This window comes from Streptosporangium sp. NPDC050284, from assembly GCF_044459525.1.
In the GTDB taxonomy this organism is placed as follows: domain Bacteria; phylum Actinomycetota; class Actinomycetes; order Streptosporangiales; family Streptosporangiaceae; genus Streptosporangium.
This window is the reverse complement of the sequence record NZ_JBITIZ010000014.1, coordinates 241,297-260,889: the sequence shown is the minus strand read 5'-3', so window position 1 is coordinate 260,889 and position 19,593 is coordinate 241,297. Positions and strand designations below refer to the sequence as shown.

Annotated in this window: 16 protein-coding genes; 11 read left to right on the top strand and 5 right to left on the bottom strand. The window is 69.8% G+C overall.

Annotated features, from left to right (window positions below):
• Nucleotides 1-302 precede the first annotated feature (302 nt).
• Both ACIBH4_RS29860 and ACIBH4_RS29855 read left to right on the top strand, forming a co-directional pair.
• Nucleotides 303-3,746 (top strand): P-loop NTPase fold protein, encoded by a 3,444-nt coding sequence (locus ACIBH4_RS29860; protein WP_362770336.1) that lies wholly within the window; start codon nucleotides 303-305, stop codon nucleotides 3,744-3,746.
• Between the two features lie 246 nt (nucleotides 3,747-3,992).
• Nucleotides 3,993-5,960 (top strand): serine hydrolase, encoded by a 1,968-nt coding sequence (locus tag ACIBH4_RS29855; RefSeq protein ID WP_362770334.1) that lies wholly within the window; start codon nucleotides 3,993-3,995, stop codon nucleotides 5,958-5,960.
• 195 nt (nucleotides 5,961-6,155) lie between these two features.
• Here ACIBH4_RS29855 and ACIBH4_RS29850 read toward each other — a convergent pair whose 3' ends face one another.
• Entirely contained in the window at nucleotides 6,156-7,496 is a 1,341-nt protein-coding gene (locus ACIBH4_RS29850; RefSeq protein WP_399173224.1) for an RNA-guided endonuclease InsQ/TnpB family protein, read from the bottom strand.
• Nucleotides 7,497-7,520: 24 nt separating this feature from the next.
• On the opposite strand from ACIBH4_RS29850, the gene tnpA reads away from it, so the two are divergent.
• Entirely contained in the window at nucleotides 7,521-7,949 is a 429-nt protein-coding gene (tnpA, locus tag ACIBH4_RS29845; protein ID WP_362502196.1) for an IS200/IS605 family transposase, read from the top strand.
• Nucleotides 7,950-7,987: 38 nt separating this feature from the next.
• On the opposite strand, the gene ACIBH4_RS29840 is transcribed toward tnpA, so the two are convergent.
• From ACIBH4_RS29840 to ACIBH4_RS29830, 3 genes are all read right to left on the bottom strand, one after another.
• Complete coding sequence (locus tag ACIBH4_RS29840; protein WP_362765116.1) at nucleotides 7,988-8,407, bottom strand: nuclear transport factor 2 family protein; 420 nt, start codon at nucleotides 8,405-8,407, stop codon at nucleotides 7,988-7,990.
• Nucleotides 8,408-8,568: 161 nt separating this feature from the next.
• Nucleotides 8,569-8,796, bottom strand: coding sequence for a DUF397 domain-containing protein (locus tag ACIBH4_RS29835; protein ID WP_362765119.1), 228 nt, complete (start codon nucleotides 8,794-8,796; stop codon nucleotides 8,569-8,571).
• Nucleotides 8,796-9,671: a helix-turn-helix transcriptional regulator gene (locus tag ACIBH4_RS29830; RefSeq protein ID WP_362765122.1), complete on the bottom strand. Its 876-nt coding sequence runs from the start codon at nucleotides 9,669-9,671 to the stop codon at nucleotides 8,796-8,798. The genes ACIBH4_RS29835 and ACIBH4_RS29830 overlap by 1 nt, the downstream gene beginning before the upstream one ends.
• 230 nt (nucleotides 9,672-9,901) lie before the next feature.
• On the opposite strand from ACIBH4_RS29830, the gene ACIBH4_RS29825 reads away from it, so the two are divergent.
• From ACIBH4_RS29825 to ACIBH4_RS29810, 4 genes are all read left to right on the top strand, one after another.
• Nucleotides 9,902-10,234 carry a hypothetical protein gene (locus tag ACIBH4_RS29825; RefSeq protein WP_362502188.1) on the top strand — a complete coding sequence of 111 codons (333 nt, stop codon included), beginning with the start codon at nucleotides 9,902-9,904 and terminating at the stop codon, nucleotides 10,232-10,234.
• Nucleotides 10,235-10,242: 8 nt separating this feature from the next.
• Nucleotides 10,243-10,380 carry a hypothetical protein gene (locus ACIBH4_RS29820; RefSeq protein ID WP_362765125.1) on the top strand — a complete coding sequence of 46 codons (138 nt, stop codon included), beginning with the start codon at nucleotides 10,243-10,245 and terminating at the stop codon, nucleotides 10,378-10,380.
• Nucleotides 10,381-10,820: 440 nt separating this feature from the next.
• Entirely contained in the window at nucleotides 10,821-11,639 is an 819-nt protein-coding gene (locus ACIBH4_RS29815; protein WP_362502186.1) for an HPP family protein, read from the top strand.
• Nucleotides 11,640-11,909: 270 nt separating this feature from the next.
• Nucleotides 11,910-13,211, top strand: a complete 1,302-nt coding sequence (locus tag ACIBH4_RS29810) for a hypothetical protein (RefSeq protein WP_362765127.1) — start codon at nucleotides 11,910-11,912, stop codon at nucleotides 13,209-13,211.
• Between the two features lie 292 nt (nucleotides 13,212-13,503).
• Here the strand turns inward: ACIBH4_RS29810 and ACIBH4_RS29805 are convergent, their stop codons facing one another.
• Entirely contained in the window at nucleotides 13,504-13,971 is a 468-nt protein-coding gene (locus tag ACIBH4_RS29805) for a DNA starvation/stationary phase protection protein (protein ID WP_362502182.1), read from the bottom strand.
• 122 nt (nucleotides 13,972-14,093) lie between these two features.
• Here ACIBH4_RS29805 and ACIBH4_RS29800 point away from each other — a divergent pair, with 122 nt between their 5' ends.
• The 4 genes from ACIBH4_RS29800 to ACIBH4_RS29785 all read left to right on the top strand — a co-directional run bounded on the left by ACIBH4_RS29800 (nucleotide 14,094) and on the right by ACIBH4_RS29785 (nucleotide 19,546).
• On the top strand, nucleotides 14,094-14,825 hold the full coding sequence (locus tag ACIBH4_RS29800) for a MerR family transcriptional regulator (protein ID WP_362502180.1): 732 nt from the start codon (nucleotides 14,094-14,096) through the stop codon (nucleotides 14,823-14,825).
• Entirely contained in the window at nucleotides 14,822-17,197 is a 2,376-nt protein-coding gene (locus ACIBH4_RS29795) for a VIT domain-containing protein (protein ID WP_362502178.1), read from the top strand. The genes ACIBH4_RS29800 and ACIBH4_RS29795 overlap by 4 nt, the downstream gene beginning before the upstream one ends.
• A 153-nt stretch (nucleotides 17,198-17,350) precedes the next feature.
• Nucleotides 17,351-18,223, top strand: coding sequence for a homocysteine S-methyltransferase (mmuM, locus tag ACIBH4_RS29790; RefSeq protein ID WP_362765130.1), 873 nt, complete (start codon nucleotides 17,351-17,353; stop codon nucleotides 18,221-18,223).
• 315 nt (nucleotides 18,224-18,538) lie between these two features.
• Nucleotides 18,539-19,546: a LacI family DNA-binding transcriptional regulator gene (locus ACIBH4_RS29785; RefSeq protein ID WP_362502174.1), complete on the top strand. Its 1,008-nt coding sequence runs from the start codon at nucleotides 18,539-18,541 to the stop codon at nucleotides 19,544-19,546.
• Nucleotides 19,547-19,593: the final 47 nt, after the last annotated feature.

Below are 19,593 nucleotides of genomic sequence, written 5' to 3'. Positions count from 1 at the left end.
GGACTCCACCACGACAGCGTCACCTGGCGAATCACGGCCATGCCCTGAAAGGCGGCATCGCCTGATAGACCAAGATCTTCATCGGCCTTCTAGGCGACATACGGCGAAACATGGCTATTCGTCCCTCTCGGTAGGCGACCGATCGATCGAACCCGCACGAACGCCAGGGCTTCACCGCCGCAAACTTTGCGGAAACCGCAGAGCAAACATCCGTCAAAACAGGTCGACCTATCGCCAAGATCGCCATCTGCCCCGCCCGACGCGTCCACAGTGGGATGACCGCCGTCAGATCGGGAGGACCGTTGAGCGAGGGACTCGCGTTCGCGAATCCAGTCTTCGAGACCACGCCCCACGTGGGCACCCGCCGAGCTCTCGTCTTCCTCGACTCCCCCCCTGCCTCGCCCCCGCCACCGTCCGCACCCCTGTCCTCGGCCATGTCCCGGGCTCTGCCCCCGTCCGCACTCTCGCCGGACGCGGGTGTGGGGATGGGGATGGGCACGGGAACCCCCGTCACCGGAACGCGCACCGCCCTGCCGGGAACCCTCCAGGAAACGCGACCGGACGCGCGGCTGGCGAGCGCCCTGCGCGCCGAGGGGTTCGCCGTCGAGGCCGAGGCCAGCGAGGGGGCGGGCCCGGACGGCGAGCGCGTGTGGAACCTGCTGCGCTCGGCGCGGGAGGGCGACCTGCTGGTGATCCGGCTGCCCGCCGACGGCGGCTGGACCTCGGGACAGCTCGGATCGATGATCGGCGCGTTCGGGCGACAGGTCGGCGAGTCGCTCGCCGCCGCCGTACTGATGATCGTCGACTTCGGCTGGAGCGCCCTGAGCGGCTCCGCGGAACCGGTCAGGCAGCTCGCCGTGGCCGGGGAGCCGAGGGTCGCCGCGGCCGCGCTCACCCTCACGCTGAGGTTCGACGAGACGGTGCCGGGACCGGCGCGCACGCTGACCGACGTCATCGCGGAGGGCCTGCTGACGCGGGCCGCCGACCTCGACGGGGACGGGACGATCAGCGTCGGGGACCTGCACGCCTACGCGCTCGCCCGCTACGCGGCGGCCTCCGCCGCCCGCACACCCATCCTGATCTCGTACGGGGCCGTCGCGGGGGTCGCCCTCACCCCGGCGAGGGACACCGCCGCCGTGCCGCACGCCGCCTTCGCCCGCGTCCTGGCGCGGCTCGGTGACCACGCCCCGCCCGCCTGCGGAGTCGAGATCGTACGGCGGGTCTACGAGCTGCACCTGAGCGAGGCCGCCAGGGAGCTGCTGCGCAGGGCGGCCCTGCTCGACGAGGACGAGCCGATCGACGAGATCCTCGGCGACGCCGCCGAGCTGCGGCAGTGGGGCCTGCTGGGCGAGACGACCACGTTCGTCCACCCCGACGTTCGGGTCTTCGGCCACTCGCGGCTGTCGGCGGCCGAGCGGGCGCAGACCTCGGCGCTGCTGCGCCGCCGCAGGGCCGGGCTGCGGACGGTACGGCCCAGGGCGAGGCTCACCGCCGACCGGTGGACCACCGAGGACCAGCTCGGGCACCGTGTCTACGCCGAGGCGATCGCCGCGTTCGTCCGCCACCCGGAGACCCGGCCCCCGCTCACGATCGGCGTCAAGGGTCCGTGGGGGGCTGGCAAGACCTCCCTGATGCGGATGATCCAGGACCTTCTGGACCCCGGGGCCGTCGGGGACGCTCCCGCCCCGATCCACCTGCCCGGCTCCCGGGTGGAACGGGCGCTGACCAACGCCGAGGTGCTGGCCAGGACCGGACGGCGCCCCCGGGAGAACGCCGGGCGGGCCGAGCCGGGGCCGCTCCCCCTTCGTCCGGCGGACTGGCGGCCCACGGTCTGGTTCAACCCGTGGATGTACCAGAACGGCGAGCAGGTCTGGGCCGGACTGGCCCACGAGATCATCAGCCAGGTCACCCGGCGGCTGCCCCGCGCCGAGCGGGAACGGTTCTGGCTGGAGCTGAACCTGTCCAGGATCGACCGGGAGGCGGTCCGCAGCCGCGCCTACCATCTCGCGCTCACCCGCCTGGCCCCGGTGGCCCTCGGCCTGGTCGCCACCGTCGTCCTCACCGGGGCGCTCCTCGCCGCCGCCACGCTGCTGCCCGCGTTCGGCGCCTTCCTGGGGAACGCCGCGGCGGCCGTCGGCTCCGCCGGATCCGCGGTGGTGGTCGGGGCGGGCGCGCTGCGGCTGGCGCGGTTCTTCGGGGAGTCGGCGGACAACGCGTTCCGCGGCCTGGTCACGCAGCCCGACCTGCTCGGCCCCGGAGCGGCCGAAGGGCTCGTCAACGAGGCCGCGGCCACCCCCGGGTACCGGTCGAGGACCGGCTTCCTGCACCTGGTGCAGACCGACATGCGCCAGGTCCTCGACCTGGTCGCCACCGGGGAGCGCCCGCTGGTGGTGTTCGTGGACGACCTGGACCGCTGCTCGTCCGCCACGGTGGCGCAGGTCATCGAGGCGATCAACCTGTTCCTCGCCGGCGAGTTCCCCAACTGCGTGTTCGTGCTGGCGATGGAGCCCGAGGTGGTCGCCGCGCACGTCGAGGCGGCCTACCCGGAACTGGCCGGGACGCTGCCGGGCGCCGGGCGGTCCGGCCTGGGCTGGCGGTTCCTGGAGAAGATCGTGCAGCTCCCGCTGAGCGTGCCGCTGCTGGACGACGCCGACCGGCTGCCCGCCTTCGTACGCGCCCTGCTGGGCGTACCCGACCTGGCGCGGCCCGCAGCCGACGTAGGCGCAAGTGCTCCCACGAGCAGCGTCCCCACGGGCGTCTCCACATTCGGCGTTTCCACGAGCATGGAGACCGCGCGCCCCCAGGCCCCGGAGACCACATGGACACCGAATCCGGCCGGACCGCGTCCGGCGGGTCCCCCAGCCGCCCTGGAACGGCTCGACCCGCCACCGGATCCGGCCGGACCGCGTTCGCGCGGTCCCCTGCCTCCCGCACGGCCCTCCCTGCTCGGCGCGGTCACACCGGGCTTTCCCGGCACCACCGCGCCACCGGGAGCGGCCGTGCCGGGATCGCGGGCGGCGGAACCGCGAAGACCCGGCCCACGAACGCCGATGGAGACACCGGGACTCGGGCTGCGGGCGACGATGGAACTGCAGGGATTCGGGTCGCGAACGCCGGTGGAGACACCGGAACCCGGATCGCAGGCGGCGGAACCGCCGGATCCGGTCCAGGTGAGCCGGTTGCAGGACGCCATCTGGGCGCTGCGTCCGACCACGACGACCCTTGACGAGGCGGCGCGCCTGGCGCAGGACGCCCTGGGCATCCAGTGCTCCGACGCCGTCGGCGGTCTCTGCGCGGCGACCCGCGAAGCCGCCGACCGGGTCTTCGACGACCTCTACAGCGACGAGAACGCCTACCGGGCGATCGAGTTCGTGCTCCCGGCCCTGACGTTCTTCAACCCGCGCGAGATCAAGCGGTACGTGAACGTCTTCCGCTTCTACTCGTTCCTCACCTACCGCCGCGCCCTCGCCGGTGCGGCCCCCGCCTCGGACGGCGAGGTCGCCAAGCTCGCGGCGCTCGCCGTCCAATGGCCGCACCTGCTCACGCTGCTCGCCGGAGAGACGGACGGGGAGAGCGTGCTGCGACGACTGGAGGACGCCGCGAACGACGATGAGGACTGGAATCGAGCCGTCCACGACACCGGCCTCGTCGCCCACCACACCTCCGGTGGCGCCCACCTGGACACCCTGCGCGACCTGCTCTCCCGCCCCCACCCCATCGCCGACCTCGCCCGCTACCTCCTCTGATGCACACGTCCTTCCGGCTCCGACCGCTGGAGGCGGATATGAGTAGGGGTGTACTCATCTGCCGGACGGCGCGGGTTCGCACACTTGAGACGGCGGCTCCGCCCGGCTCGTCGGCGACGGCGCGCGCTCGAAGACCGCGAGAAACGATCACCGGTACGTCTCGCGGATTCCGATGATTCGGATCATCAGACATTCAGAACATCCGGCTATCCGGCCGGGCGCGACAACCCAGTACAGGAGTTCGACGTGCGGGATTCATCGGTGCCGTTCAGCCGTCGCGGCGCGCTCCTGGCGGGGTTCGGGCTGGCCGCGTTCCTCGGCCTTGAACGATCAGGGGTCGCCTCGGCGGCCCGCGTCGCGGAAAGCATGGAAAGGCTCCGTACCGGGACGGCGATGTCGGCGGGGACGTTCCCGTGGGTGGCCCGCCACGGCCTGAACTCGGAGCAGTACCAGGCCGAGTTCGACCGCCTGGCCAAGGAGGGGTATCGCCTGCTCCAGGTGGACGGCTACCAGATGGGTGACCGGGCGGGATACGCGGCCATCTGGGAGAACGCGCCGGGACCGCCGCAGTTCGCCCGCCACGGCCTGACCGAGCCGGAGTATCGGGCCGAATACCAGCGGCTGGAGAAGGAGGGGTATCGCCTGCTCCACGTGGCCGGATACGAGGTCGCCGGGAAGGTGTACTTCGCGGCGATCTGGGAGCTCACCGGCGGGCCGCACCTGGTCACCCAGCACGACATGACCTCGGAGGGGTACCAGGCCGAGTTCGACCGGCTGCTCAAGGAGGGATACCGGCTGATCCACGTGGACGGGTACGGCCTCGGAGGAAAGGCACACTTCGCGGCGATCTGGGAGAAGGTTTGGGGAGCCCAGGGACCCGACTGGGAGGCCCGCCACAACCTGACCGGGACCCAGTACCAGGCCGAGTTCGACGAGCTGACGAAGAAGGGATACCGCCCCTTCCACGTCAGCGGCTACACCGTCGGCGGCACCGACCGGTACGCGGCGATCTGGGTGCGGGGCGCGGGCCCTGCCTGGTCGGCCCGCCACGGTGTGGCGGGGGCGGACTACCAGGGGGTCTTCGACGAGCACCGGCGAGACGGCTACCGGCCCGCCCGGGTCAGCGGCTACGGCTCCGGCTCGGAGCGGTACGCGGGGATCTGGCTGAGCGACAAGATCGTGGACGACAACTTCGCCGCCGTCCACGCGGTCGTCGACCGCCACCTGAGGGCCTCCGGAGCCGCCGGCGTGTCACTCGCGATCGCCCGGCGCGGCGCGCTCGTCTTCGCCCGAGGGTACGGGCTGGCGAACCGGCAGACCGGCGAGCGGCTCACCGAACGGCACCTGATGCGCATCGCCAGTGTCTCCAAGCCGATCACCGCGGTCACGGTCATGCGGCTCGTCGAAGCCGGCCGGCTCACGCTCGACCAGCGCGTCTTCGGCGCGAGCGGCATCCTCGGCATCCGGTACGGCAGCAGGCCCTACAGTGCGGGACTCCAGGCGATCACGGTCAGGCACCTGCTCCAGCACACCGCGGGGGGCTGGACCAACGACGTCAACGACCCCATGTTCGGCAACCCGGCGATGAACCACGACCAGCTGATCGGCTGGGTGCTCGACAACCGGCCCCTCCTGCACACGCCAGGCACCACCCACCTGTACTCCAACTTCGGCTACTGCCTGCTGGGCCGGGTCATCGAACAGGTCACCGGGCAGCCCTACGCCGACTTCGTACGCCAGAGCGTGCTCACTCCCAACGGAATCACCAACATGCACCTAGCGGGAAACACCCGGGCCGAACGACGCCCCGACGAGGTGGTCTACTACGGCGCCGGTGACCCGTACGGCATCCCGGCGCGGCGGATGGACTCCCACGGCGGCTGGCTCGCGTCACCTGTGGACATCGTCCGCTTCGCCCTGCGGGCGGACGGCTTTCCCACCGTCCCCGACCTGCTCCGGCCGGACACGATCGCAACGATGACCGCGCCGTCCGCGGCCAAACCGACGTACGCCTGCGGCTGGAACGTCAACACCCTCGGAAACTGGTGGCACGACGGCCGGCTGATCCCCTACGGCACCGAGAGCATCCTCGCCCGGACGAGCAACGAGTTCTGCTGGGCGGCGCTCGCCAACGGCAACGGCATCGACCTCGACACGATGATGTGGGAGGTGTTCCAGCAGTTCGCCGCCTGGCCCTCCCGCAACCTGTTCTGAGAACGGCCCCCGTCAACGACGAGACCCAGGCCCCCTCCGGACCTGGGCTGCCGAGAGTCCCCGGCGTACCCGAGATGGCCCCCCTTCACGATCACATGTCGGGCACGCTCGGGCACCTTCAGGCGCTGAGGGCCCGCGCGACCGTGAGGCTGTCCTCTTGAAGTGCTCTCCCGCTGAAGGGCGGGAGATTCCCCCCTACCTTGCGGTGGCGGGCTTGACGCGGCGAGCGTGCCTGACGACTGCCCTCCCGGCAGCCGGGACGAGCGCGAGGCCCGTCCGGTACAGGTGCAAGATGTTTCGGGCGGCGTTGTGGTCGGCGTTGCCGGACCAGTCGCAGCCTTCGTTCTTGCACACGAACACGGCCTGGGACTCCCGGCTGCCCGCCGTGGTGAACCCACAGGCCGAGCAGCGCCGGGAGGTGCCGGGGGCGGGAACCTTGTACAGGGCGCCGCCGTGGCGGGCGGACTTGTACGTCAGCATCGTCACGGCGCGCCCCCATGCCTCCTGGCCGATGGAGCGGTTCAGGCCGGACTTCTGCGCGACGTTCGTGCCCGGTTCCTCGATGGTGCCCTTGGCGGAGGTGACCATGTTCGGGATGTTCAGGTGTTCCACCACGATCACGCCGTAGGTGCGGGCGAGGTCGGTGGTGGTTTGGTGCTGCCAGTCGATGGCCCGGCGCTTGGCTCTCGCGCGCAGGCCTGCGATCTGGTCATAGGTCCGCTTCAGCCGGTTGGAGGGGTGCTCGCCGGGCTTGCGGAGGCTTTTGCGGTGCGCGGCCCGCTGTTGCAGCCGCAGCAGTTTGGTCTTCTCGTCGGCGTTGAGCCATTTGTCCCGGTCGGCCTTACCGTCCGCAAGCCGGGCAGGGCGGCCGTGGTGTCGATGGCGGCCATCGGACAGGGCCAGGGGGATGTTCACTCCGGCGTCGATGCCGACCTCGGGGCCGGTGTGGGGTTGAGGTTTCGGCTCAACGGTCTGGACGCGAAAGGCGAGGTGCCAGCCGAGGGCGTCCTTGATCAGCCGCGCCCCGGTGATCCGGTTGTCGGCGCCGGCCTTCGTGCCGACCGGTAGGTCTTTGGTCCAGCGGAACCGGATCCGGCCCACTTTGGGGATGTTCACCGTGCCCCAGCGCCGGTGCACCCGCTGGATGTGGAGGTTTCGGCCCTGTGGAATGTCCACGCCCATCACCGTGCGCAGGCGGGCCTTGAAGGTCGGCGCGTCGGCTCGGCCGTCCCAGCAGTTCTTCCACGCCTGGAAGTAGGTCTTCAGTACCGCTTGGGCAGCCTGGGCGGGAAGGACGGCGAGCCAGTCGATGTCTTTTCTGGCCTGCCGGATCGCGGCGTCGGCCGCGGCCAGGGAACGCTTGTGCTTGGGGAGCATCGTCCACCACTCGTGCAGCAGGTTCCACATCGTGCGGGCCGCGTGCGCCTGGTCGTCGATGAGCCGAGCCTGTGCGGGAGTCAGCGCCAGCCGGGCGCGATGCCCGAACCGCCGGTGCTCCACACCAAGCTCTACGCCACGCTCCACACCGAGTCCCATGCGGGGCATCGTATCGTTTGGTTTATGTCACCGCGCTGGAATTCGAATCCTGACGTACGCACGGGCCGTCATGTCGTCTATGCCCTTCATGTCCATTTGGTTTTCGTTACCAGGTACCGGCACGGCGCCTTCACCGAGGCCATGCTCAACCGGTGCGAGGAGATCATGCGGGATGTCTGCGCGGACTTCGAGGCGCAACTGAAGGAGTTCAACGGCGGGGGCGATCACGTGCACCTCCTGGTGCACTACCCGCCCAAGGTGCAGCTCTCAAAGCTGGTCAACAGCCTCAAGGGCGTCTCGGCCCGACTCCTGCGCAAGGAGTACGAGACGCACATCCGCCGATACCTGTGGGGTGGACGCTTCTGGTCTGGCTCCTACTTCGCCGGGTCAGTGGGCGGCCCACCGATCAGCGTCCTGCACCACTACATCGAACAACAGAACCCTCCGGCTTAGAGCACGCTCGGGCCTTGGCGACCCTCCCGCGCGGGCCTTCACCCCCTGGCCTGAGGGCCGAAGCACCGGCCCCCATTTCGGTAGATGTGGTAGCGGGTGACGAGCCCGTCCTCGACGGTGAGGTTCGGCGCGAACGGCGAGGTGTACGTGGACCCGTTGTCCCGCACCGTCTGCACGATCTCCCCAAACACGACGGGGTTCGCCCCGTCGACCAGGATCCGCGTCACCGACGTGCCGTTCAGCTCGGGCACATGATGGGCCTCCAGCGACCGGAAATGGTCCGCCACCTCGGCCCGGTCTGACCGGGGACGAATCCACGGCACCGCCGGATGCCCCTCGGCGGGCCAGTTCAGCTGCCAGTCGATCGGCTCGGCGAACAACTCCGCCGTACGATCATGATCGCCCTTGACCATCCGACCCAGCAGTTCTTCCACGATGTCACGGGTTTCAGCACTCATGTCGCAATAATCCCGGTTTCGGATGCCCCCCGTCGATTACCGCCGAGGTAGGGCGGGTTCGCGAAGGCCGAAACCGGAGAGCGCGCCATACTCGACCGCGTCCACCACCCCGAACGGCTACACCGTCACCCGAGGCCGCGCCTCATCGTGAACCGGTACGGTCAGCGGGCGGGAAAGTCGAACTCGCCGTCCTTGACACCGCCGACGAACGCCTCCCACTCAGCCCGGGTGTAAACAATCACCTCGGCCTCAGGACGACGACTATGCCGTACGGCAACACGCCCGCTACCGTCAGCTAACGGACCAGCCTCAACACACTGACCGCCACCATTGGCACTCCTGGCGCTGATATGCCAAACCACGCCAGCCAGTTCCTCAGGGTTGATCATCACGTGCTCCTCCCTTTCGCTCGTCCGACACGGCCGATCGCATTCCGGACGACGGTCGCGGACTCATCCGGCGTGAGAGCGGCGCCACGTAGGGAATCGTACGCTCGCATGAAGACTTCGGCGCCTTCTGCTTCGGTGTAGACGGCACCTCCCCGAGTCTCCACATAGGTCACGTCGGAGTAAGGCTCCGGCATGTCGAAGATCGCAAAAGCGCCCTCCGGACTGGCGTGCGCTCCAGCAGCGAATGGCAGGACTCGAACGGCCACGTTCGGCTTGGCCATAGCCTCGGATAGGTAGTCCAGTTGAGCGTGCATTATCTGTAGGCCGCCGATCATGCGGTGCAGGACGGCCTCATCAAGGATGACCTCAACGTTCGGAGCCGATTCGGTATCGAGAACACGCTGACGGTCCATCCGGAACTGCACCCAGCGTTCGATCTGCTCGCCAGAAGCATCCACATCGCTCGCCGCGATAACAGCCAGGGCATAGTCCCGGGTCTGAAGGAGTCCAGGAATAACCATCGCCTCGTAGGAGCGGATCCCCTCTGTACGGGTTTCGAGCCAAGCATGATCGAACAATCCACCGAGAGAATCCGTGGCGTAGCCGTCCCACCAGCCCTTGCGCCAGATATCGCGGCTAATCTGTTCCAATCCGTCGCGAACTTTCTGATCACTGATGCCGTAAAGATTGAGAAGTGCCAGCACATCGGACGCCCTCGCCGGAATGATTCCGGATTCCAGCCGACTGATGGTTCCTGCGTCACGCTGCAGATAATCACCCGCCTGCTTGAGCGTCAGCTTGGCCGACTCGCGAAACTCTCTCAGGTGTTTGCCGAGCCACTGCGCCCGCAGCGTCGGTCCTCGCTTCGCGCCCATCGCCGTCTCCTTTGAATTTGCCCCGCCTAAACCACTGAGCAGCACTAGACAAATCCGGACAACACCAACAACTTTACAAGGCAAGCTTGCGTCGTTCCGAATTCAGTGTCACGCTACCGAAGCATCGGCCGTCACGCTCGGTGTTCGCTCGAAAACGTAGAGGAATCAGGGCGGAGCGGAGCCGTACGGCAGATCTTCACCCAGGTTCAGCATCGGAAGGGAGCACCGACATGGAGCACCACCCTGGTTCCGACCAGCCATCCGCCTGCCATGGCCCGGACTTCGGCGAGCACTACCCGCGAGAGGTGGCTCTGGAGCGTGCGTACACGCTGACCGGCGATCTCCCCCGCATGTTCGCCCTGGTCCAGGACTTCGCCGAGAGCGAGGAGAGTCACCCCGAGGTGGTGGCCTACGGGCTGGCGCTGCCGGGCGGCACAGCGACGACCGTCGGCGCGAACGGCCGCGGCTTCGGCCTGTGGGCGAGCCCCCGCAGCGCCGCCCGCCGACTGCATTCCGACCTGGTCTGGTTCGGCGACGGCGGCATGCAGGAATCCACCCGGTAGATCCCGGTATGCACAGGCATCGGCTCCCGGCACGGGACACCGTGCCGGGAGCCGTCCTGCACGACGCGGCCACCCACCTGGAAGCCCTCCGCGATCTCCTCTCCCGCCCCCACCCCATCGCCGACCTGGCCCGCTATCTCCTGTGAGCCGGACAGCGGTTCGTCGTCGGCTTCGGCCTGGAGATCGCCGTCAGGGGGACGAGACGTGCGCTTCCCTCCCAGCCGCCATGCCATACGTCCTGCACCACCCGTGGAAGCGATGATCGTGACAGGAACGTTGAATCCGCAGTAGGGGTTGGAGCCCTTTGCCCTACCTCAGCGGCGTTCGCGCGATCCGCGGTCGGCCGCCCCCTGCGTGCTGCGACACCGGTGGCGCGACCGGCCGAGCAAGCTCCCTCCGCTGAACTCCACGCCCTGGTCACAGCCCTCGCCGCAGAACACCCCCGCAACCTCCAGCCCCCAGCCGCTGTAGTGCCGTATCAGCCAACGTTTGCCCGGTGAGCGGGCGCTTGCGCTGACCTCCAAGTAAGGCACAAGTACCTTCTGCGACTTTTGGTGACCGATACCGAGATCGCAGGAGATTTTCCATGGGGGTTCACAACTTCTTTCCGGCCGACCGGATGCGCAGGTGGACGATGCCGTTCCCGCCGCAGGCATCCGGACCGGAAGAGGTCCTGGCGGCCGCGCGGCTCGATCCGCGGGCCGTCGGGGACACGAAGGAGGTCTCGCCGGGAGGCAGGACGCACCTGAAGGGGCCCATCGAGGCCAGACCGGATCCGAAGACCCGGGTGGAGCCGTCGCGACCCTGGCGGACCGCCTATGTGGCGCCCCCGGTCGCCTTCGGCGGGGACGACGAGAGGACGGCATTCGTCTCGCCGGCGAGCGGGAACGACGAGACCACCGCGACGGACGCCTGGCATGGCCTCAGGAGCCGCGCACCCGCCCGGCCGAAGACGGCAGCCATCGCCGTCTTCACTGCGGGTGCCACGATCGCCCTGCTCACCCTGGTCGCGTTCGGCACCGTGCTGGACCAGGTCTGGCTGATGCCCCCGCTCGTCGCCAGCGCCGCCCTGGTCTTCGGCGCGCCGACCCTGCCGCTGTCGCAGCCGCGAAGCGTGATCGGCGGCCAGTTCCTGGCGGCGCTCACCGGATTCGCCGTCCTGGCCGTCGCCGGCTCCTCCGTCTGGGCCGCCGCCGTCGCCGGCGGCTTGGCCCTCGGGGTCACGGCCCTGACGCGTACGCCGCACTCGCCCGCCGCCGCCACCGCGACGCTCGTGGTCGCCCAGCAGCAGCCCCTGGTGCCATTCCTGCCGATACTCGTCGCCGCGACCGTCATCCTGGTACTCGTCGGCATGCTCGTCGGACGCAGCGGGGTGACCCCGCGCTACCCCACCTACTGGTGGTGACAACCACCGGCTCCGCCGCTCGCCATGCCCGGCTCGCATTCACTGCGTCGGTGTGCGACAGACAGCAGTGGCACGGCCACCGGCATCGGCTCCCGGTACGGGGCACCGTGCCGGGAAGAGGACAGCGTTGTTGCTGAGCACGGTGGTGCTCAGCGGGCTGCTGGCCACCACCCTCTCGTACGCCGCCACATCCTCCGCCCTCGCGCCCAAGACCGCTGTGGCCCAGGTGAAGGCGAGTCCCGCCAAGGGTCGGGTGCGTGTCCGACCACGGTGGGATTCTCCGCGGTGGTGGCGGCCAAGGGCAAGGGCATCATCCGTTATAGGTGGGTACGCGGCGACGGCGGCAAGAGCGTCGTCAAGAGCTTCCGCGTCAACGGCTCGCGCAAGGTGGTCGTGCGGGACCGGCAGACCTTCGACCGCGACACCACCGGCTGGCAGGCCGTCGAGATCCTGGGCAAGAAGGGCCTGTCGGGCAAGGCACGCTTCAGCGTCGCCTGTGACGGTCCCGCACAGGTGTGGGACGTCTCCCACCCGCTGCCCGCCCAGCCCGGACGACCGATGGAGTCCGCGGCGGACGTGGACGTCAGCCCGGCCGCCCACAACGACGTTTGCCCGGCGACGGTACGGTTCACCGCGACCATCCAGGTCTCGCGCACCCCGGCCACCGTCGACTACCGGTGGATCGACAGCATCACCGGCGAGGGACGGCCGGAGTCGCTGTACTTCGCCGCCGGCGGGCCGCGCCTCCGCCAGGTCACGCTGCCGATGAGCGTGGGCAGCTCCGCCCGCGGGTGGAAGGCCGTCCACATCCTCACCCTCGGCGGACACGACTCCGGCCGCGCCGACTACGCGGTGACCTGCAAGAGCGGCCCGGCGCCCACCCCGACGTCCACTCCGAGTTCCACCCCGACGTCCACGCCCACGCAGCCTCCGGTGACGCCGGGACGGCAGATCGTGGAGCTCACCCCGGGCGACTACGCGGGCACCTGCGTGGAGCCTGTCGCGTACCGGGCCACCGGGCGGGTCACGCTCCCCGCCGGAGCCGCGCAGCAGGTCACGTACTGGTGGCTCGTGGACGGCGCCGCCTGGCAGAAGCAGGTGCTGGACTTCCCCGCCTCCGCCCAGGCCCGCTCCCAGGACGTCTCCGCCTCCTGGACCCTCGGTGCCGCAGGGGGCGGCCCGCACAAGGTCGGCCTCATGGTCGAGGGCGGCCCCTCCCAGCCTGACGAGCGCCCGTACACCTTCACCTGCGACGATGGGCCTAACAACGCCAATGTGACCTTCCGCTACGTGCTCGTGCCGCTCTACGCGGGCGACTGTGACCGTTCCTTCAGCATGCGTGTGGATGGGCTGTTCACGACGGACCGGGAGACCGAGGTCAGGTACCGCCTGGTGGCCGACGGCCAGCCGGGGCCGGTCAGGAGCCGGGTGCTCAAGCCCGGCGTCGTCCAGACGATCGGCGATTTCTGGAACAAGTCCACGCAGAGCAGCGGAAACAGCACCGTACGACTTGAGGTGCTCAACCACAACAAGCCGACCAAGCAGGCCGCGTATCCGGTGAACTGCATCTGATCGACATCGTCCCGCCCGTAGCCCCCCTACGCGGATTACGGGCTTTCACGTTCTCCGGTGTCCTCGTCACCCGGCTTGGGCCTACCTCCGAATCCGGTTCCAATCTCCCCGGAAGCCGGTCCCACCACCCGCAGGCGAGGAGCGCCATGCCCCTGACACCGAGGCGGCGTCTGGGTCTGGACCCGGCGGAAGGGCCTGGTGCCGGTCCCGATGACGTCGCCGCCGAAAGAAGGACTCCGGAGAACACCGAAGGCGCCCCGGCCGGCGGGCCGGGGCACCTTGGTGAGACGATCTAGCGCTGGGCCTCGATCATCCAGTGGTGCTTCTCCAGATCCTGGGTGATCTCGATGAGGATGTCCTGGGTGACCAGGTCGGGCTTCTCGGTGGCCGCGATGCGCTCGCGCATCCGGCGGACGATGGACCCGAGGATGTCCGTCATCGCCGCCACGACCTTGCCGTCGTGGATGTAGCCGGTCTCCAGTTGCGGCACCTCGCTGGTCTTCGCGAGCGTGGAGGCCCGGCCGTCGGGGTTGCACCCGAGGGCCACGGCGCGCTCCGCGACGGTGTCCGCGTGCTTCCTCGCCGACGAGACGATCTTGTCGAGCTGCAGGTGCAGCGACCGGAAGTTGTGGCCGATCACGTTCCAGTGCGCCTGCTTGGTCAGGAGTGACAGGTCGAGCAGGTCGACGAGCGCGCCCTGGAGCACGTTGCCGACGACCTTCTTGTCTTCCGCGTTGAGTGGACTGGTGATCGCAGACATAGAGTTTCCCCCTGTTTCGAACCTAGTTTCCTCTTTGCTGCTAAATGTCCGTACCCACCTATCTGCCCCCTACGCAGGCCGAAATGTTGACACTGTCATGATTACAGTGTCACTATCGAGGCATGGAATGGACCATCGGTGAACTGGCTGAGCGGGCATCCGCGGCGCTGACCCCCACCGCCCAGCTCAACGGGCGGGTGAGGGACATGCCCAACGAACGCCTCATCCGCTGGTATTCGACGATCGGCCTCCTCGACCCCCCGGCGGCCCGCCGAGGTCGCGTCGCCATGTACGGCAGGCGCCACCTGCTCCAGATCGTCGCCGTGAAGCGACGCCAGTCCGACGGCCGCACCATCGCCGAGATCCAGGCCGAGCTGGCCGGAGCCACCGACCAGACCCTGGAGTCGATCGCCCGCCTCCCCGACCACCCACCGCAACCCGCACCCCCTCCGGCAAGCACAGGCTCCCCCCAGCCGGCACGCCCGCGCTTCTGGGCCGGACCGCCCTCCCCCGCAGAGCCACCGACGCCACCGAAGTCACCGGAGCCGGTGAAACCGGTGAAACCGGAGGTGCCCGCACCACCGCCCCGACCGGCCGCCGCACACACCGCACAGCCGCCACCGCCCACCGCTGCCGTCGCTGCCGAGCCCCGGCCCGCGCCGTCCTCGCCACCCGCCCCGAAGGCCGTGGCCGTCCACGGCGTAAAGCTGGCGAACGGCGTGACGCTCCTGCTCGACACGGGTGCGAACGCCCCCACCCCCGACGACCTCGCCGAGATCGCCGCCGCCTCGGAAGGGCTCCTGTCACTCCTCCGCGAACGCGGCCTCACACCTCCGGAAGGAACTCACTCATGATTACCTCGATCACAACGCTGCCGCCGGAGGAGTGCCACCCCGTCCCCGACACCGGGCTGGGGGCGCTCGCCACCGAGCTCGGCAACCTGCCGCTGGAGAGCGTGGACGTGACCGCCGCCGTGTCCGGCCTGAGTGCCGGGGTCGAGGTGGTCCAGGGTTTCCGCAACCCGCACGACGTGGCGCTTGAGGCGACGTACGTCTTCCCGCTGCCCGACCGGGCCGCCGTGACCGCCTTCAGGATGGAGGCCGACGGCCGGGTCATCGAAGGCGTGCTCAAGGAGCGCGGCCAGGCCAGGGCCGACTACGACCAGGCGATCTCCCAGGGCAAGAGAGCCGCGATCGCCGAGGAGGACCGGCCGGACGTCTTCACCATGAGGGTCGGCAACATCGTGCCGGGCGAGCGGGTCACCGTGCACCTCACGCTGAACCAGCCGCTCCCGTACGAGGACGGCGCGGCCACCTTCCGCTTCCCGCTGGTCGTCGCCCCCCGCTACATCCCCGGCACCCCGCTGGACGACGAGCGGGCGGGCGACGGGTGGGCACCGGACACCGACGCGGTCCCCGACGCCTCCCGGATCACCCCGCCGGTGCTGCTGCCCGGCTTCCCCAACCCGGTCCGCCTCTCGCTCGCCGTCTCCGTCGACCCCGCAGGACTGGAACTGCGCGAGGTCCGCTCCAGCCTGCACGTGGTCCTTCAGGAGGGCGGTGTGATCCGCCTCCAGCCGGGTGAGCGGCTGGATCGCGACTTCATCCTGCGCCTGGCCACCGGCGCCTCCACCTCCCTCGCGCTCGCCCCCGAGGAGAACGACGAGGAGAACGGCCCGGAGAACGATGAAGGCACGTTCACGCTGACCGTCGTCCCGGAACCGGCGCCCGCAGAGGCCAAGCCCAAGGACGTGGTGCTCGTCCTCGACCGCTCGGGCAGCATGACCGGCTGGAAGATGGTGGCGGCCCGGCGCGCGGCCGCGCGCATCGTCGACACGCTCACCTCGGGTGACCGGTTCGCGGTGCTCTCCTTCGACAGCGTCGTGGAATACCCGGAGGGTCTCGGCGAAGGGCTGTCCGAGGCGTCCGACCGCAACCGCTACCGCGCCGTGGAGCACCTGGCCAGGCTGGAGGCGCGCGGCGGCACCGAGATGCTGTCCCCGCTGGAGCGGGCCGCCGAGTTGCTCGCCGACTCCGCCAGGGACCGGGTGCTGGTGCTCGTCACCGACGGGCAGGTCGGCAACGAGGACCAGATCCTGGCGCGGACCGGTGCCGCGCTGGCCGGGGTGCGGGTGCACACGGTCGGCATCGACAGGGCGGTCAACGCCGGTTTCCTGGGCAGGCTGGCCGGGGTGGGAGGGGGTAGGTGCGAGCTGGTCGAGTCCGAGGACCGGCTGGACGAGGCGATGGAGCACATCCACCGCCGGATCGGCGCCCCCCTGGTCACCGACCTGTCCCTCAAGGCCGACGGGCTCGACCTGATCACCGAGACGGTCAGCCACATCGGCTCGATCTATTCGGGCGTCCCGCTCACCGTGCTCGGCCGCTACCGTGGCCCCGCGGAAGGGGCGATCACCGTACGGGGCGTGGGCGCCGACGGCTCGCCGTGGGAGCGGAGGGTCACCGCCTCCGTGGTGGACAATCCGGCCGTACGGGCGATCTGGGCGCGGGCGCGGCTGCGTGCCCTGGAGGACCGTTACGCGGCCGGTGACCGGTCGCTGGAGGCCGAGATCGTCGAGACCTCGCTCAGGTACGGGGTGCTCTGCAGGTTCACCGCCTTCGTCGCGGTCGACACGCAGGTGGTCGCCGAGGGCGGTCCCGGACACCGGGTGATCCAGCCGGTGGAGCCGCCCAGCGGCTGGGAGAACCCGATCGCCGCCGCTCCGATGATGATGACCTCGATGGCCTTCGAGAACGCGGCGGCCCCGCCGCCCCCCGCGCCCACGGGACCGCCCGGGATGGCCCGCCCCGGCTCCATGCCGAGGTTCGCGGCGAGCCCCGCCGTCGGCGGCATGCCGCACGAGGCGGCGGCCGGAGGCTTCGACGACCGCGCCAGGATGCTGCGCCCCGCGCCGGCGGGGGCTCCCCCGAAGCGCGGCAAGTCCCAGGCCGGCCCTCAGGACCCGCCGAAGGAGCAGCTCGCCGAGGAGCTGAAGCGGCTGCGCGCCGCGGCCTCCCTGCCCGCCGCCGAGCGACTGCTCCTGCTGGAGGACCTGGGCAGCCGCCTCGCGGCCCTCGTCGTCTACCTCGGCGGCCACGCCGAACTCGCCGCCCTGGCGAGCGAGCTGCAGGCCGGTGGGGACGTGGACGTCCTGTGGCGCAGGGCCGTGGAGGTCCTGGAGTCCCTGACGGGTTCCACCGGGCGACGTCCGTTCTGGAAGCGGTGACCTCCCCGGTCCCGCCGCCCCGAGGAGCGGAGCCCGAACCCACGGGAGGCCGTGGCGACGAGCTGAGGGGCGGCGGGGCCGATAAGGGACAGAGTGGGCCGGGGGCGGGAAGATCGGGGTTCCAACCTCGGCCGTGCCACATAAAGTAGCGGGATGGTGATTCTGGACGGCGGCCTGGCCACCCATTTGGAGGAGCTGGGCGCGGACCTGCGAGACGACCTCTGGTCGGCGAAACTCCTGCTGGAGAACCCCTCCGTGATCCGGCAGGCGCATCTCGACTACTTCACCGCCGGCGCCGAGGTGGCGATAACGGCGAGTTATCAGGCGAGCATCCCCGCGTTCGTGAAGCGAGGGCTGAGCGCCACCGAGGCCGAGGACCTCATCCTGCTCTCCGTGCACCTGGCCGCCCAGGCCAGGGACGCCCACGGTTCGGGCACCGTGGCCGCGAGCGTCGGCCCGTACGGCGCCTATCTGGCGAACGGCGCCGAGTACACCGGCGCCTACGACCTCGACGAGGACGGCCTCACCGACTGGCACCGCGACCGCTGGCACATCCTGGCCGACAGCGAGGCCGACCTGATGGCCTGCGAGACCATCCCGTCCTACAGCGAGGCGAGGGCGCTGAGGCGGCTGCTCGCCGAGACGCCGGGGATGCGGGCGTGGGTGAGCTTCTCCTGCCGCGACGGCGAGCACATCAACGACGGCACCCCGCTCAAGATGGCGGCAGGCCTGTTCGCCGGCAACCCCCAGGTGATCGCGATCGGCGTCAACTGCACGGCGCCGCGCCACGTGCTCAGCCTGATCTCGCAGATCAAGGGCAAGCCCACCATGGTCTACCCCAACTCGGGCGAGGTCTGGGACTCCGCGAACCGGCGCTGGCTCGGGCTGGCCGACCCGGTGGAGTTCGGGGAGGCCGCGGCCGGGTGGACCGCCGCCGGCTCGGCCTTCGTCGGCGGCTGCTGCCGCACCACCCCGGAGCACATCCGCCAGATCCGCGCCCACCTCACGGGGACGGACACCCCGTGAGGTCCTGACCGGCCACCGCTCCTCCCACGCCCGCGAACGCCGGATCTCCTGCCTGAAGGGGGTCCGGCCTGTCGGCGAGAGCGGGAACAGGGCGGACGATCCTCTCCGCTCGCTCCTCCCCCGGACGCCGGGAAGGCCATCACGCAAGATCCGAGCGCTTCTTGAAAACGTTTCAACGACGGCGAAAAAGTCGTGTGACACCCACGGGCACCGTCAACACCGCCACGTCGAGCCGAGGGACGAAACCAGTCAAGTAGGACGAAAGTACCTGAACTCACTAGCAAACCGAAGGTTGTTACGTTTTAATCAGTGCACATGAGCTCGGTGAGCATAAAGGAAGTCGCGACGCGCGCCGGGGTCTCCCCAGGAACGGTATCCAACGTGCTCAACTGGCCGGACAAGGTCGCGGAGTCCACCCGCGCCCGGGTCGAGGAGGCCATCCGCGACCTGGGGTTCGTCCGGCACGGCTCCGCCTCCAGCCTGCGGGCCGGGCACAGCCGCACCCTCGGCCTGTCGGTCATCGACATCGCCAACCCCTTCTTCACCGACGTGGCGGCGGGGGTCGAGGACGTGGCCAGCGAGCGCGGGTACGCGGTGATCCTGGGCAACTCCTCGGGCGAGTCCCTCAAGGAGGAGCGCAACCTCCTGGTCTTCGCCGAACAGCGGGTCCGCGGGGTGCTCATCACGCCCGCCGGTGCGAACCTGACCAAAATCGACCAGCTCAAGAAGCGTGGCATCAGCGTGGTCCTGGTGAGCCACCCCGCCGAACACGCCGACCAGTGCTCGGTCGCGGTCAACGACATCGCCGGCGGCTCACTCGCGGTCTCCCACCTGCTCTCCACCGGGGCCGAGCGGATCGCCTACGTCAGCGGCCCGCACACCATCCGCCAAGGCGCCGACCGCCTGATCGGCGCGGAGCGGGCGCTGACCGCCGCCGGCCGCGACCCTGCGGAGGCACTGCAGGAGATCGCGATGAGCGCGATGAACGCCAGGTCGGGGCAGCAGGCGGCGGAGAAGCTGATCGCCGAGGGGCGGCTGCCCGACGCCGTGTTCTGCGCGAACGACCTGCTCGCCCTGGGCATGTTGCGCGGGCTGCTCCAGGCGGGCGTACGGGTCCCCCAGGACGTCTCTCTCATCGGTTACGACGACATCGACTTCGCCTCGGCGTCGACGCTCTCGCTCAGCTCCATCCGGCAGCCGACCCACCGGCTGGGACGGGTCGCCACCGAGCTGCTGCTGGACGAGTGCGACAACCCCGACTCGCACGCCCATCAGCAGATCATGTTCCAACCCGAGCTGGTGATCCGCGAGTCGACCCGCTGACCCGCCTCACCGGTGATCTCGTCTCACTCTCCGAGCCGTCTCACCGC

Bases quoted from the DNA above. Each gene is read 5' to 3' on its own strand.
- ACIBH4_RS29850 (WP_399173224.1), bottom strand. From the start codon at position 7,496: ATGGGACTCGGTGTGGAGCGTGGCGTAGAGCTTGGTGTGGAGCACCGG.
- tnpA (WP_362502196.1), top strand. From the start codon at position 7,521: ATGTCACCGCGCTGGAATTCGAATCCTGACGTACGCACGGGCCGTCAT.
- ACIBH4_RS29840 (WP_362765116.1), bottom strand. From the start codon at position 8,407: ATGAGTGCTGAAACCCGTGACATCGTGGAAGAACTGCTGGGTCGGATG.
- ACIBH4_RS29835 (WP_362765119.1), bottom strand. From the start codon at position 8,796: ATGATCAACCCTGAGGAACTGGCTGGCGTGGTTTGGCATATCAGCGCC.
- ACIBH4_RS29830 (WP_362765122.1), bottom strand. From the start codon at position 9,671: ATGGGCGCGAAGCGAGGACCGACGCTGCGGGCGCAGTGGCTCGGCAAA.
- ACIBH4_RS29825 (WP_362502188.1), top strand. From the start codon at position 9,902: ATGGAGCACCACCCTGGTTCCGACCAGCCATCCGCCTGCCATGGCCCG.
- ACIBH4_RS29820 (WP_362765125.1), top strand. From the start codon at position 10,243: ATGCACAGGCATCGGCTCCCGGCACGGGACACCGTGCCGGGAGCCGTC.
- ACIBH4_RS29815 (WP_362502186.1), top strand. From the start codon at position 10,821: ATGGGGGTTCACAACTTCTTTCCGGCCGACCGGATGCGCAGGTGGACG.
- ACIBH4_RS29805 (WP_362502182.1), bottom strand. From the start codon at position 13,971: ATGTCTGCGATCACCAGTCCACTCAACGCGGAAGACAAGAAGGTCGTC.
- ACIBH4_RS29800 (WP_362502180.1), top strand. From the start codon at position 14,094: ATGGAATGGACCATCGGTGAACTGGCTGAGCGGGCATCCGCGGCGCTG.
- ACIBH4_RS29795 (WP_362502178.1), top strand. From the start codon at position 14,822: ATGATTACCTCGATCACAACGCTGCCGCCGGAGGAGTGCCACCCCGTC.
- mmuM (WP_362765130.1), top strand. From the start codon at position 17,351: ATGGTGATTCTGGACGGCGGCCTGGCCACCCATTTGGAGGAGCTGGGC.
- ACIBH4_RS29785 (WP_362502174.1), top strand. From the start codon at position 18,539: ATGAGCTCGGTGAGCATAAAGGAAGTCGCGACGCGCGCCGGGGTCTCC.